The organism is Pseudovibrio axinellae (genome assembly GCF_900110875.1).
Classification (GTDB): Bacteria; Pseudomonadota; Alphaproteobacteria; order Rhizobiales; family Stappiaceae; genus Pseudovibrio; species Pseudovibrio axinellae.
The window spans coordinates 25,899-40,234 of the sequence record NZ_FOFM01000008.1; the positions used below are offsets into that span (position 1 = coordinate 25,899).

Consider the following 14,336-nt stretch of genomic DNA (forward strand, 5'->3'; position numbering starts at 1 on the left):
GCAGTTAGAACCGAAATCGACAAAGCCCGAAGGAGCACTCCTTTGGGCTTTTTTGTATGCATAGGCACTTTGAAAAAGCACCATCACACCAAACGCCAAGGAAAGAGCCATGGGATTGCTTTGCGAAACAAAGGAGCCATAAACCGCTTTAAAACGCACACAGAGCCGTAACTCCTTCGCCATACCTTAGCGTAGCAAGCCCATAAAACGATCGCACACAGGCTTGGCTAAAACGAACGCAGACAGCGATCATGAAGCAGAAGAAAGAGCCTGAGCTCTGCTGCAATGAATTGTAATTTGGAAAAAAGGGTTTTTGAAGGTGGTCGGAGCAGCAGGATTCGAACCTGCGACCCTCTGGTCCCAAACCAGATGCGCTACCAGGCTGCGCTATGCTCCGAACAGATCTTCGGCTCGATAGATGGTCGGAGCAGCAGGATTCGAACCTGCGACCCTCTGGTCCCAAACCAGATGCGCTACCAGGCTGCGCTATGCTCCGATCTATCGCGATGTTGATGAATGGTCGGAGCAGCAGGATTCGAACCTGCGACCCTCTGGTCCCAAACCAGATGCGCTACCAGGCTGCGCTATGCTCCGATCTCATCAGCGTGACGCCCGCGGCGTCTTGTTGAGGCAGGTATATAGGCAGAGTTTTTGAGCTTGGCAATAGCGTTTTTCAGTTTTTCCCAAATCATACGAGAAAAAATTGATTACATCGCCACACTGTTGAAAACACAGAAATTTCAGAGGCTTAAACAGCACAGACGGAGATCGCGAAAATTTTAACTTTTCCGCAAAATACCTGCAAAAAAAGGATAAGTATCGACACCCTCTTGAGGGTGACTAACTGCGCCAACAGTGCGGGCTTTAAAATAGGTTGAGAGCAAGGATGACCAAACTGAACGAACGGCAAACTCGCTAACCTGCCAAAAACAGGACACCAGAAACAATGATATAAAAAAAAACGGGTTAGTTGGTAGAGGCAACCATGTGGCTACGCTTATTCAGCCATTCATTGGCCCATTTGGCTGATTTGCGGCGCTCTTGTTCAGATGCAAGAGAGAACGCCTTTTCGTGAAGGGAGACAATCCAGGATTCTTTATCGCCGCCAACAACCTGACGGCGCGCAAGCGTCATCCATTTCAAACCAGTCATGCGCGCTGTTGCAAGCTCCTGCGTAAAGTAGAGTAGCTCACCAAACTTGGCCTGCGCGCCCACATGCCCTTTAACCGCAGCAAGTTTCAACCAACGAGCAGCAAGTCGGCGGTCATGGTCTGGAACATTTTTATCCAGATACATAAGGCCTAGATTGTACTGCGCATCAGCATCACCAAAATAAGACGCAGCATAGGTAAAAACCTCGCGCGCCTTATGGCTGTTCTTTTTTACAGGAGAATCGCTGATACCCGCCAGGAAATAGCGCCCCAACTCGACCAAGGCACTGGCCACAAACGGTGCGGAGCGAGCTTTAGGGCCATCAGAGGAATATTCCCGCACGACCTGAGAAAAGTATTGAAACGCTTGAAGGTCATCCTCAGGCACGCCATCTCCTTCAGCGTACATTCTACCGAGCTTCCAAGCGGCCATTGCCTGCCCGTTCTCTGCCGCATAGCGAAGTGGAGAAAGCGCCTTCCCCTTTTCACCCGAGTAATATGCACGAGCTCCGTCCTTCAGAGCCTGCTGCGGTGTAACGTTTGCCATTTGATTGATTGCGTCAATCGCGTTCTTATTACCTTCAAGTGCCTGAGCACTTGCGACAACACAGAAAGAAAGCACTGAGGCGCAGCCCAAATTTGTTGCAAGACGCGTCCACGCAGTGTGATGCGCTATCAATCCATCTTTAAACAAAGCTTTCTTCAAAGCGCCTCACTTGACCGTCGTGGAAAAAACTAACGGTTCTGACTTCTTATTCTATTCATGCCGTCCTGATGGAATCGGCTATGAAAGGAAAAAATGTCAATTTTGTTTCCAAGGGTGACATATCTTTAAATTGTCACAAATGATCTTACAAATGCCTAGCTTCCTGTCCGATCGACAAGAATACTACACAGTTCCCCCACCTCTCAAACGTGGACAACGCAAGCTATCTAATTTACGCGGAACGAACCAGTGTCAGTTTCTACCATTTCCGTCAGCGTAATTAGTTGTTGCATGCTCGCAACAATTTGCAGCACATGACGTTACTGTAGCGTGTATGCGCAGTGTAAAGTTTTGCTCACAACCCCAAGCGTGACCAGAAATGCTATTTGTAATTTCCGCTTGAATGGCGCATACGGTTTCTAGCACCCATTTTTATGGGAACAGGCACTCTCATGTAGTGGAAAAGCGTATATCTGACGCTTACCCACAAGGAACAAGAGTAGAACTCCGGCAGATCTTTGCCCTTTTCACTCAGCCCTGTAAGACTGCCGATTGATTCGAGAATTTTAAAGCGCAAGACCAAAGAGGTACAATGAGCACGCGTGATGATCTGTTTGCAGGTGTTACCAAAAGCATGGATGACCTGACATCCAAGTCTGGTAGCCTTGAAAGAAAACAAACGCCTGCTTCAAGTGCACCGACCACCGCTGCCAAGCGTCCTGCTGCGAGCCGACAAGACCCTGTTGGGGGCGACGCAGAATACACGGCAGCGGATATTGAAGTGCTTGAAGGGCTGGAACCGGTTCGCCGCCGCCCAGGAATGTATATTGGTGGCACCGATGAAAAGGCGCTGCACCACCTGTTCGCAGAAGTGATCGACAACTCCATGGACGAGGCCGTTGCAGGCCACGCAAGCTGGATCGATGTCTCCTTGGGCGACGATGGCTACCTAACTATCACCGATAACGGGCGTGGCATCCCGGTTGATCCACACCCAAAATACAAAGACAAGTCGGCGCTGGAAGTCATCATGACAACGCTCCACGCTGGCGGCAAGTTCGACAGTAAAGTTTACGAAACCTCTGGCGGACTGCATGGCGTAGGTATTTCAGTTGTAAACGCACTCTCCGAGGAGCTGGTGGTTGAGGTTGCTCGTAACCGCAAACTTTACCGTCAGATATTTCGCCGCGGCCTTGCAGATGGAAGCCTTGAACTGGTCGGTGATGTTCATAACCGCCGCGGCACAATGGTTCGCTTTAAGCCAGACGAAGAAATTTTCGGCAAAGGGTGCAAATTCAAACCTGCCCGCCTAATGAAGATGGCGCGTTCCAAGGCTTACCTGTTTGGCGGTGTCGAGATCCGCTGGCGCTGCGCCAAATCTCTTGCAGATGAAGTAAACGATATTCCAGAGACGGCAACGTTTCACTTTCCAGGCGGACTAAAAGACTACCTGGAAGAAGCTCTCGGCAAGGAGCGCCGTGTCACTGATGAGGTCTTTGCAGGGCGAACACAGGCGACAGGCAAACACGGGTCTGTAGAGTGGGCAGTTGCGTGGTTTGCAGGCGATGGCTTTGTAAATTCCTACTGTAATACCGTTCCAACACCTGAAGGCGGCACCCACGAAACGGGCCTGCGCTATGCGTTACTGCGCGGCCTGAAGGCCTACGGTGAGCTGATCGGCAACAAGAAAGCCTCCATTATCACCGGCGATGATATTCTCACCTCCGCTGGTGCTATGCTATCTGTCTTTGTTCGCGAACCCGAATTCGTCGGCCAGACCAAGGATAAGCTTGCAACGAATGAAGCAACCCGTATTGCAGAAAGTGCTGTCCGTGATGCCTTCGACCACTGGTTGACGGCATCTCCAAATCAAGCAAACAAACTGCTTGAATGGGTGGTAGACCGCGCTGAAGAGCGCTTAAAACGCCGGCAAGACAAAGACGTAGCCCGCAAAACAGCCGTTCGTCGTCTACGCCTTCCAGGTAAGCTCGCAGACTGCTCAACCAGTAAATCAGACGGCACAGAACTGTTTATTGTGGAGGGTGACTCTGCTGGTGGCTCTGCAAAACAAGCACGTAACAGATCGAATCAAGCAGTACTCCCGTTGCGCGGTAAGATTCTCAACGTAGCAAACGCCGGCCGCGATAAGCTTGTTGCCAATCAACTACTTGCCGACCTTATTCAAGCATTGGGCTGCGGTACGCGCTCCAATTACGACGACAAAGATCTTCGTTACGAACGTATTGTTATCATGACGGATGCGGATGTCGACGGGGCTCACATCGCAGCACTGCTCATAACCTTCTTTTATAAAGAGATGCCAGACTTGATCAATAACGGCCATCTCCACCTTGCCGTCCCTCCCCTTTACCGGATCAGTCAAGGTGGGAAGACGCTTTATGCAAGAGATGACGCACACCGCGAACAACTTCTCAAAAGCAGTTTCAAGAAAAACGGCAAGATTGAAATTGGTCGCTTTAAGGGGCTGGGTGAGATGCTCCCAGCACAGCTAAAAGAAACCACAATGGATCCGAAACGCCGTACCCTGCTGAAGGTTGTTGTTGGTGAAAATGAGATCTTAGAGACCAGCAGTGCAGTCGAGCAGCTGATGGGCAACAAGCCGGAAGCTAGGTTTAACTTTATTCAGGAACGTGCGGAGTTCGCAACCGATCTGGATATTTGAATCAAGCTTAACCCTGTGATATTTGCTGTGTTTTTCGTAAGTTACAGCACAGCAAACTCGGTATAACTTGAAGGAATATATCGCTTATGTCGCAGAATTTATTGACAACGCTGCTTAGAAATGTAGTGTTCCGCCAAACTGGTTGGAGAAACCTGTAAATCACACGGTTTCCAGCTCTTCTCCTTAATAATCGTAAAGAAACATGCCATATGTCGTTTTCCACTCTCGGACTTAGCGAGAAAGTTCTCGCCGCTGTTGAGGCCTCCGGTTACACAGAACCAACTGCCATTCAGGCAGGAGCCATCCCTTACGTTCTAGAACGCAGGGACGTGCTCGGCATTGCTCAAACTGGAACCGGGAAAACGGCAAGCTTCACTTTGCCGATGATTACTCTTCTGGAAAAAGGCCGTGCGCGCGCTCGAATGCCAAGAACACTTATTCTTGAGCCAACCCGCGAGCTTGCAGCGCAGGTGGAAGACAACTTCGAGCGTTATGGTATTAATCACAAACTTAACGTTGCTCTGCTTATCGGCGGTGTGTCCTTCTCCGAACAGGACCGCAAGCTCGAGCGTGGCGCCGATGTATTGATTGCGACACCAGGCCGGCTTCTGGACCACTTCGAACGTGGAAAGCTGCTGCTGCAAGGCGTTGATATTCTGGTCATCGATGAAGCCGACCGCATGCTGGACATGGGCTTCATTCCAGACATCGAACGCATCTGCAAACTCATTCCATTTACACGTCAAACACTCTTTTTCTCCGCCACCATGCCGAGTGAAATTCAACGTTTGACTGATACATTTTTGCAAAATCCAGCAAAAGTAGAGGTCGCAAAACCCGCTACAACTGCTGAAACTGTTGAACAACGGATTGTAGCATCGGACCCAGAAGACTACGAAAAGCGCGCTAAATTGCGTGAGCTGATTGAGCAAGCCGAAGAGTTACAAAACGCAATTGTCTTCTGCAATCGCAAACGCGATGTCGCAACAGTCTTCCGTTCTCTCGTTCGACACGAGTTTTCTGTTGGCTCGCTCCATGGTGATATGGATCAGCGCTCGCGCATGACGATGCTTGATAATTTCAAAAAAGGAAACATCAAGGTCCTTGTTGCCAGTGATGTCGCTGCCCGCGGTCTCGATATTCCAACCGTGAGTCATGTATTTAACTACGACATGCCTATTCATGCGGAAGATTACGTCCACCGTATCGGCCGCACAGGCCGTGCAGGTCGTAAGGGAACAGCCATATCCATAGTTACGGTTAAGGAAGAAAAAGCTTTGCAAGCGATTAACGAGACCATCGGCAAGGAGCTCGAATGGACCGGAGAACCAGTAGATTTTTCCGCCTCAGCTGATGAGAAGAAGTCTCGCCGACGCTCCACACGCAACCAAAAGGACAAAGCTCGCCCGCGCAAAACTGCAAAGGCTGAAGCTCCCGAAGCAGTTGCACCAGCAGCCGAACCTGTTCCGGCCGGATTGGAAGAACAGCCTGTCGTTCCTATGCATACTGAACGCCGTGCACCACCACGCGCGCGCACTGTTCGACATGCAAACCCGCCAAAAGATGACGCTATTTTCCGCAATGCGAGCCATGTACCCGCGTTCTTGCTCAGAGAAACTCGTTCCAAAGCGCAAAGTAGGTAACGCATTTTATGAAGTTAACTACTGGTTAGGTATATCCCATTAAATAAGCTAATATTAAATTAGTATTTTGATATTTTAGCCCTATCCGTGACGCGGTGATGCAACCATGAGTCAAGAAGACGAGTTCAAGCGCACAGTTGTTTATGCAGACAGTGCGCTTGATTACATCAAGACGAATAAGCTTCCTGCGTTTCCGCGCAACTATGAGCTGTGGTATTCATACGCCTCCGGTTTCAACAGGGCACTTAACCGAACCGTAAACAAGATACTTGCCAGAGATGGCAAGATATCACCTGAAGATACACAGAAAATCTACAACCGCTTTTTATCACCCAATCGTTTGGGCGAACGAATTGATGAGGTTGGTGAGAAAATTTCTCAGGAAGTGCGCGATCTAATCTCCGCACTTGATTCTGGAACAATTCAGGTCACCCACTATGGTGAAGAGCTCGCCCGGATTTTGAGCGCTCTTGACAATGTCAAAGACCGCACACAACTCTCGCTACTCATCGTCCAGCTCACCAAACTTACCACTCAAACTGCTGAGAGCAATCAGCAGCTCCGCGAGCAACTCGTTGATTCACGTGGCCAAATCGAAGTTCTGCAAGAAGGTTTAGAAGCGATCAGATATGAATCGCTGACCGATGAACTGACAACTTTAAACAACAGAAAGCACTTTGACCAAAGCCTGGTTAGGGCAATCAAAGAGGCCGAAGAAAGCCACGCTCCGCTTTCGTTGTTGATTTCAGATATAGATCACTTCAAACAGTTCAATGACAACTATGGTCACCAAACCGGTGATCAGGTACTCCGTCTTGTTGCGCTTGCGGTCAAGCAAAACGTCAAAAACAACGACATCGCGTGTCGCTATGGCGGCGAAGAGTTCGGAATTATCTTACCAAGAACATCAATCGAAGATGCAAAAGTGGTTGCTGAGAAGGTTCGTAAGAATGTTGTAGCCAAAGAACTTGTGAAGCGTTCAACTGGTGAAAACCTTGGCCGAATCACAATCTCGATTGGCATTTCGACCTTCCGTCCCGGTGACAGCGCTGAGAGCATGGTGTCTCGCGCAGATCTCGCGTTATATGCAGCTAAGAAAGCTGGCCGCAATCTTGTTCGCTCTGAAGACGAAAAGAAGATTCCAAGCGTAACGCAAGTTGCCTAACGAAATAAAATTCGGTTGCTCAAAGCAGTTAACCAAACTGCGACACCATCACCGCCTTAACTGACAAGCTCCCACCAATGAGAGAGCGCTGCTGCTGGGATTTCTTCTTGGTGGTCAGTATTTCGCGCTAGAATTCATATCAAAAGCAACATTAGGCTATAGAGCTTCCCTGCCCTTCATCTAACACCAAGATCGTCCGCTCCATCCAACGAGCAAGTTGAGCTTCATCCTCGATGATGGTCAAGGGCACTGGATAGAACTTAGTTGGGAAGAAATCTCCGAAACACTGATGGATGTATGGCAGCTGGCCAGACAACAGGAAATCAGCAACGTTTGCAGATCCCGCTTTCAAATAGAGGGACTCTTCACGCACCAGAGCAAACACCTTGCCATTTGCATAGTATCCTCGCCCACCAAACATTGGGCGGCAGTGAACTCTCTTAAGAAAGGGCGGCTGACTTTCAGAAATAAAGAATGTAGACAGAGACATAAGCAATCACCAAAAATCATGGAAACTTCGAAATATCTGAATATAGGTCAAAGCTAGATAAGCTTAGCTCTCGCTTCATCAAGTCATCGAAATCCAATATATTTTTATATGACTATACCTCGAGGCCCATCTGCCAGAAATTCGCCTCAAGTCTAGTTGCCTCGCGAAATATTCTAGACAATTTAGTGTATCGTGCCTCAGTGGAATACAGCGACCCCAACTCGTCAATTTCGCGAACAGCGTCAGCAGCCAGATCCTGATACTCATCACTTGAGTATTCACGAATCCACTCGGCATACGGGTTGCTTTCATCAAGTGCGCCTTCCTGCTTCGCAAGCGCTGCACCAATTTCTCCGTAACCAATTGCACATGGCGCGAGTGCAATTTTGAGATCGAGCATATCACCCTTCATTGCCGTATCGAGTACGTAGCGCGTATAGGCAAGGTTAGCTGGTTCTTCCGGCGTTGCTACGATCTCATCTTCAGACAGGCCCCAAGATTCACAAAGCCGTATATGAAGTCCCATCTCTGTTTCAAGAATCCCCTTCGCAGAAGACAAGCACTTGCGCATTTGCACCAGATCAGTGGCTTTGTACATGCCAAGTGCATAAGCGCGAGCAAACTCAATGAGAAAGAGGTAATCTTGGACAAGGTATTTCTTGAAGGATGCAATGTGCAACTTTCCGTTACCAAGTCCTTGAACAAACTCATGCTTGGTATAGCTATGCCATGTCTCAAGATTATCGTTTTTAAGAGAATTAAACAGAGACATGACATACCCACCCATTGTCATACCCAAGCAAACTTGGGCTTAATTAGTTCTTTTGTGCAAACTTAGAAAGATCAGCTGGTTGCAGCTCTACAGATTCACCGCATCCACAAGCAGACACTTCGTTTGGGTTTTTGAAGATAAAACCAGAACGGAACTTCGTGGTTTCAAAACCCATTTCTGTGCCAAGCAAGTAAAGAGTTGCTGCAGGATCAACAAAGACTTTCACACCTTTGTCTTCCACAACATCATCCGTCGCGTTCGCTTCTGAAACCAAACCCAGCTCATACTCCATGCCAGCACAGCCACCTGTTTTAATGGCAACACGCACCCCCAAAGGGTGTTCATCATTGTTGTCCAGCAGGGTTCTTATATGCTGCGCTGCTTCATCTGTTATCGACAAAACCTGAAATGCTGAGGTCATTTTGTGTCCTCCATGAGCACTCCAACAAACTTGAAGTGCTCTTTTTGTTTAAAGCATACTCTAAACCTTAGAAGAAATTCAACGCAACGCGAGCTTCATCTGACATACGGCTTGGATCCCAAGGAGGATCAAAGACCATATCCACCTGAACTGTCCCTACACCTGGCACTGAACTGACGGCGTTTTCTACCCAAATCGGCATTTCACCAGCAACCGGGCAGCCTGGAGCAGTCAACGTCATATCGATCTTAACTGTTCTGTCGTCTTCGATATCGACTTTGTAGATTAGACCTAACTCGTAGATATCGACCGGAATTTCCGGATCGAAAACAGTTTTCATCGCCGCGATAATATCACTCGTAAGAGTTTCCAGCTCTTCAGCTGGAATGGCCGAACTTTGCTTCATCTCAGGCGTCGTCAAAGGTCCGTCAGAGAACTCGCTTGTTTGTGTGTTGTCTGTCATAGGTCCTAACCAAACATCATCTGCGCTTTACGCAAGGCTTCTACCATGCGATCGACTTCGTCATGGGTGTTGTAAAGGCCAAAACTTGCACGGCATGTACTGGTCACCCCAAATCGAGCCAGCAACGGCTGCGCACAATGCGTACCTGCCCGAACTGCAACGCCCTCTCTGTCAATCACCATTGAGATATCGTGAGCGTGAACTCCTTCAATCTCAAAGGAGAAAATCGACCCTTTATCCTTGGAATTACCAAAGATCTTCAAAGAATTGACTTCCTTCAAGCGTTGTTCTGCATAGTCACGTAAGGACGCTTCATACACTGCGATATTTTCACGCCCTAGACTATCTATATAGTCAAGCGCGGCCCCTAATCCAATAGCCTGGACAATTGGCGGGGTCCCTGCCTCAAAGCGATGTGGTGCTTCAGCATAGGTGACGAGTGTTTCTGTCACGTCCTTGATCATCTCACCACCACCCTGGAATGGGCGCATCTTGTTGAGAATCTCTTTTTTACCGTAAAGCGCGCCAATACCGCTTGGACCGTAGAGTTTATGCCCGGTGATCGCATAGAAGTCGCAGCCGATATCCTGAACATCGACAGGCATATGCACAGCGCCTTGCGAGCCATCGATCAGGACTTTTGCCCCATACTCGTGTGCAAGACGCGTCACTTCCTTCACCGGAACAACCGTCCCGGTGACATTGGACATATGTGTCACTGCAACGATTTTGGTGCGATCTGACAGGAGTTTTTCAAACTCCTCCATCAAAAACGTCCCATCTTCTGCAATGGGCGCCCACTTGATAACCGCACCCTTGCGTTCACGAAGGAAGTTCCAGGGCACAATATTGGAGTGATGCTCCAGAATAGAGATGATGATCTCATCACCTTCCTGGATCTCTTCTTCCAAACCGTAGGACACAAGATTGATTGCTTCTGTCGTTGATTTAGTGAAGATCACTTCATCAACACTTGGAGCATTCAAGAAGCGGCGCGTGATTTCGCGTGCTGCTTCAAAGTTTTCGGTCGCCGTATTCGACAGATAATGCAGTCCACGGTGCACATTGGCGTATTCTTGGGTGTAGGCTTTGGTGATTGCATCAATCACCGCCATCGGCTTTTGCGCCGATGCACCATTATCCAGATAGACCAGTGGCTTACCATAGACTTCAGTTGAAAGGATCGGAAAATCTTTCCGAACCTTCTCAACGTCGTATGGAGCTGAAAAAGCCGTGTTGTCGACCTTGGTCATTCGCTCACCATTTCATCTGCATGAAGCCACTTGCGTGTCATTGCTTCCAGTAATTCTACACAACGTTCCTCTTCAAATTCCTCAACAGCTTCGGAAAGGAATGCAAGAATCAAGATTTTACGCGCCTGTGCCTCTGGAATACCACGTGCCGTGAGGTAGAACAGCAGGTCCTCATCAATGTCACCGGTGGTTGAACCATGCGCACACTGGACATCGTCAGCGAAGATCTCCAGCTCCGGTTTCGCATTGATTTCAGCGGCATCGCTCAATAAGAGCGATTTAATCATCATCTGACCATCGGTTTTTTGAGCGGCCGGTTCGACAATGATCTTACCCTGAAACACTGCACGGGCTTTGTCATCAACTACAGTACGATAGTACTCGCGGCTTTCACACTCTGGGACTGCGTGGTTCACATAAAGAGTGATGTCAGCGTGTTGCTGGTCCTGGAGCAAAGAAATTCCGCGCAGACCTGCGTGGGTTCCCTCGCCTTTCAACTCAACAAAAAGCTGTGCGCGTGACAGTGATGAGCCTTCATTGTAGATGAAGTGCTGGAAATTCACCTTGGCACCCAGTTCAATACCAAGTGTTTCAATGTGTTGAGCTTTTTGCGACTCAACTTGAAGCTTCAGCCAGTGAACATCCGCCTCATCACCAACTTTGATTTCGGTAAACGCATTGGACTGATAGTCCGCTCCATTTTCCCCTTCAAAGCTTTCGATGAACAAAACGTTTGCGCCTGCACCAATTTCAACACACGTGCTTGCGTAGGAGCTAACATCCGCTCCGTCGGTGTAACGAACAATCTCGATCGGCTTTTCGATCTTGGCATTAGCCGCCACTTCGATCGAAATACCACCCTGAACCAACGCTTGATTCAGGCTGATCATCGCGTCTTTACTGGCAAGTTCGCTAGAAACAACACCATCCGTTGCTGTGACGGTTAGCCCATCAAGCTCTTGATTTGATGACAGTTCTGGCGCGAAGCGACCATTCACAATAGCGATGCGGTATGACTCCAGACCGCCAGCGCCCTGCAGAACGTCTGCTTTAGGTACACAGGTCGGAGCCAGAGCAAACGCATCACGCATCTTGGTGCGCAGATCAGTGTAATGCCACTCTTCAACGCGGCGATGCGGGATGCCTTTGGCTTTAAAAGCGTCCCATGCCTGTTTGCGTTGGTTTGCGTTGGTTTGCGTTTTTTCCGCAATTAGTGCGTTGAACTGAGCGTCTAAGCTCTGTTCTGCCTTCGTCTCTTGAATCTTTGCCGGAGCATTCATCGGTCACCCTCCAGCTCAAGCTGCTTCTTCGTCGACGTATTCAGCGTAACCGTTTTTCTCCAGCTCAAGAGCAAGCTCTTTACCGCCGGTTTTAACGATCTTGCCTTTAGACAGAACATGCACAACATCTGGTACAATGTGATCAAGCAGGCGTTGGTAGTGAGTGATCACGATCATGGAGCGATCAGGGGAACGCAGTTGGTTCACGCCTTCTGAAACAACGCGCAGCGCATCGATGTCCAGACCGGAGTCGGTTTCATCCAAGACACACAGGGTTGGCTCCAACAAAGACATCTGCAAAATCTCAGCGCGTTTCTTTTCACCACCAGAAAAGCCAACGTTCAAAGGACGACGCAGCATTTCAGGAGTGACGTTCAGTGCCTTTGACTTTTCACGAACAAGCTTCATGAAATCAGGTGTAGAAATTTCATCTTCACCGCGCGCTTTACGTTGAGCGTTCAGCGCTGTTTTCAAGAATGTCATGGTCGCAACACCCGGAATTTCGATCGGGTACTGGAACGCAAGGAACATGCCGGCAGCTGCGCGCTCGTGTGCGCTCATCTCAGACCAATCAACACCATTATAGGTGATGGTTCCCTCAGTGATCTCGTAGTCGTCTTTACCCGCCAAAACGTAGGACAAAGTGGACTTACCAGAGCCGTTTGGACCCATGATCGCGTGAATTTCGCCTGGGCGAACAACCAGGTCGATGCCGCGAAGGATCTTGTTGCCATCAACTTCGGCGTGCAGGTTTTTAATCTCAAGCATCTATCGTTCTCGTCTTTTCAATTCTTCAATAGGTACGAGGCAAGCGCAAATCTGCGCTTTAACCCACACTTCCTTCAAGGCTGATGGAAATCAGCTTTTGGGCTTCAACTGCAAATTCCATTGGCAGCTGCTGAATAACGTCCCGCACAAAGCCGTTCACAATCAATGCAACAGCTTCTTCATCATCAAGGCCACGGGCCTGACAATAAAACATCTGATCATCTGAGATTTTTGAGGTGGTTGCCTCATGCTCAAAGACCGCTGTTGAGTTCTTGCTCTCAATGTATGGAACAGTGTGGGCACCGCACTTATCGCCAATGAGCAATGAGTCACATTGGGTGAAGTTACGTGCGTTAGATGCCTTGCGATGGGCCGAAACCTGACCGCGATAGGTGTTTTGAGAAACACCTGCGGAAATGCCCTTGGAGATAATCCGGCTGGATGTATTCTTGCCCAAATGGATCATCTTGGTACCGCTGTCGATCTGCTGGTGACCGTTGGAGATCGCAATGGAGTAAAACTCACCCTGTGAGTTATCCCCGCGCAAAATACAGCTTGGGTATTTCCAAGTGATAGCAGAACCGGTTTCAACCTGTGTCCAGGAGATCTTCGAGTTTTTCTCGCGGCAATCACCACGTTTCGTCACGAAGTTATAGATACCACCCTTGCCATCGGCATCGCCTGGGTACCAGTTCTGGACTGTTGAATACTTGATCTGCGCATCTTCCAAAGCAACAAGCTCGACCACAGCAGCATGCAGCTGATTTTCATCGCGCTGCGGAGCCGTACACCCTTCTAGATAAGACACATAGGAGCCTTTATCTGCAATAATGAGTGTGCGCTCAAACTGGCCGGTATTAGGTTCATTGATACGGAAGTATGTGGACAGCTCCATTGGGCAACGCACGCCTGGTGGAATGTACACAAACGACCCATCAGAGAACACGGCTGAGTTCAATGTTGCGTAGAAGTTATCGGAGACTGGAACAACAGACCCAAGGTACTTTTGAACAAGCTCAGGATGCTCGCGAATTGCCTCAGAAATTGGGCAAAAAATCACGCCTGCCTTAGCCAGTTCTTCCTTAAAGGTCGTTGCAACCGAAACACTATCGAAAACAGCATCAACTGCGACGCGGTTTTCTGGTGCAACACCTGCCAAGATTTCCTGCTCAGACAATGGGATGCCGAGCTTCTTGTAGGTATCCAGAATTTCTGGATCCACCTCGTCAAGAGACTTTGGTCCCTCGCGCTTTTTTGGTGCTGCATAATAATGAAGGTCTTCAAAGTCGATCTTCGGATAATCAACACGCGCCCATGTTGGCTCTTCCATCGTCTTCCAACGACGAAACGCCTCTAAGCGCCAGTTGAGCATCCATTCTGGTTCGTCTTTTTTCGCCGAAATGTATGCAACAATATCTTCGTTGAGCCCCTTGGGAGCAAGCTCACTTTCGATATCGGTTACGAAGCCGTATTTATATTGATCAACGTCAATTGCCTTGACCTGATCAATCGTTTCTTGGACTGCTGCCATGCCTTGTCTC

The 14,336-nt window shown here is 48.9% G+C and carries 12 protein-coding genes and 3 tRNA genes; 3 read left to right on the forward strand and 12 right to left on the reverse strand.

The window, feature by feature from the left end:
* Positions 1 to 320: 320 nt before the first annotated feature.
* The 4 genes from BMZ51_RS16905 to BMZ51_RS16920 all read right to left on the reverse strand — a co-directional run bounded on the left by BMZ51_RS16905 (position 321) and on the right by BMZ51_RS16920 (position 1,857).
* Positions 321 to 397: transfer RNA gene (locus BMZ51_RS16905), tRNA-Pro, on the reverse strand.
* A 22-nt stretch (positions 398 to 419) separates the two neighbouring features.
* A tRNA-Pro gene (locus tag BMZ51_RS16910) sits at positions 420 to 496 on the reverse strand.
* A gap of 21 nt (positions 497 to 517) precedes the next feature.
* A tRNA-Pro gene (locus tag BMZ51_RS16915) sits at positions 518 to 594 on the reverse strand.
* 372 nt (positions 595 to 966) lie between these two features.
* Entirely contained in the window at positions 967 to 1,857 is an 891-nt protein-coding gene (locus tag BMZ51_RS16920; RefSeq protein ID WP_208979548.1) for a tetratricopeptide repeat protein, read from the reverse strand.
* Between the two features lie 592 nt (positions 1,858 to 2,449).
* On the opposite strand from BMZ51_RS16920, the gene parE reads away from it, so the two are divergent.
* The 3 genes from parE (at position 2,450) to BMZ51_RS16935 (ending at position 7,348) form a co-directional block, all read left to right on the forward strand.
* A complete protein-coding gene (parE, locus tag BMZ51_RS16925; protein ID WP_068007747.1) occupies positions 2,450 to 4,540 on the forward strand; it encodes a DNA topoisomerase IV subunit B in 2,091 nt (696 codons plus the stop codon).
* Between the two features lie 209 nt (positions 4,541 to 4,749).
* Positions 4,750 to 6,183, forward strand: a complete 1,434-nt coding sequence (locus BMZ51_RS16930; RefSeq protein WP_068007744.1) for a DEAD/DEAH box helicase — start codon at positions 4,750 to 4,752, stop codon at positions 6,181 to 6,183.
* A 106-nt stretch (positions 6,184 to 6,289) separates the two neighbouring features.
* Positions 6,290 to 7,348, forward strand: a complete 1,059-nt coding sequence (locus BMZ51_RS16935; protein WP_068007743.1) for a GGDEF domain-containing protein — start codon at positions 6,290 to 6,292, stop codon at positions 7,346 to 7,348.
* A gap of 151 nt (positions 7,349 to 7,499) precedes the next feature.
* On the opposite strand, the gene BMZ51_RS16940 is transcribed toward BMZ51_RS16935, so the two are convergent.
* The 8 genes from BMZ51_RS16940 to sufB all read right to left on the reverse strand — a co-directional run bounded on the left by BMZ51_RS16940 (position 7,500) and on the right by sufB (position 14,326).
* Complete coding sequence (locus BMZ51_RS16940; RefSeq protein WP_082825661.1) at positions 7,500 to 7,838, reverse strand: TfoX/Sxy family protein; 339 nt, start codon at positions 7,836 to 7,838, stop codon at positions 7,500 to 7,502.
* 112 nt (positions 7,839 to 7,950) lie between these two features.
* Positions 7,951 to 8,610 carry a thiaminase II gene (gene tenA / locus BMZ51_RS16945; protein ID WP_068007768.1) on the reverse strand — a complete coding sequence of 220 codons (660 nt, stop codon included), beginning with the start codon at positions 8,608 to 8,610 and terminating at the stop codon, positions 7,951 to 7,953.
* A gap of 43 nt (positions 8,611 to 8,653) precedes the next feature.
* On the reverse strand, positions 8,654 to 9,031 hold the full coding sequence (locus BMZ51_RS16950; protein ID WP_068007738.1) for a HesB/IscA family protein: 378 nt from the start codon (positions 9,029 to 9,031) through the stop codon (positions 8,654 to 8,656).
* A 67-nt stretch (positions 9,032 to 9,098) separates the two neighbouring features.
* The gene (locus BMZ51_RS16955; protein ID WP_068007735.1) at positions 9,099 to 9,494 is read right to left on the reverse strand and encodes an SUF system Fe-S cluster assembly protein; all 396 of its coding nucleotides are present in this window, start codon (positions 9,492 to 9,494) and stop codon (positions 9,099 to 9,101) included.
* 5 nt (positions 9,495 to 9,499) lie between these two features.
* Positions 9,500 to 10,747 (reverse strand): aminotransferase class V-fold PLP-dependent enzyme, encoded by a 1,248-nt coding sequence (locus BMZ51_RS16960; RefSeq protein WP_068007733.1) that lies wholly within the window; start codon positions 10,745 to 10,747, stop codon positions 9,500 to 9,502.
* Complete coding sequence (gene sufD, locus BMZ51_RS16965; RefSeq protein ID WP_068007729.1) at positions 10,744 to 12,027, reverse strand: Fe-S cluster assembly protein SufD; 1,284 nt, start codon at positions 12,025 to 12,027, stop codon at positions 10,744 to 10,746. The genes BMZ51_RS16960 and sufD overlap by 4 nt, the downstream gene beginning before the upstream one ends.
* A 15-nt stretch (positions 12,028 to 12,042) precedes the next feature.
* Complete coding sequence (gene sufC / locus BMZ51_RS16970; RefSeq protein ID WP_068007728.1) at positions 12,043 to 12,795, reverse strand: Fe-S cluster assembly ATPase SufC; 753 nt, start codon at positions 12,793 to 12,795, stop codon at positions 12,043 to 12,045.
* 58 nt (positions 12,796 to 12,853) lie between these two features.
* Complete coding sequence (gene sufB, locus BMZ51_RS16975) at positions 12,854 to 14,326, reverse strand: Fe-S cluster assembly protein SufB (protein ID WP_068007725.1); 1,473 nt, start codon at positions 14,324 to 14,326, stop codon at positions 12,854 to 12,856.
* Positions 14,327 to 14,336 lie beyond the last annotated feature (10 nt).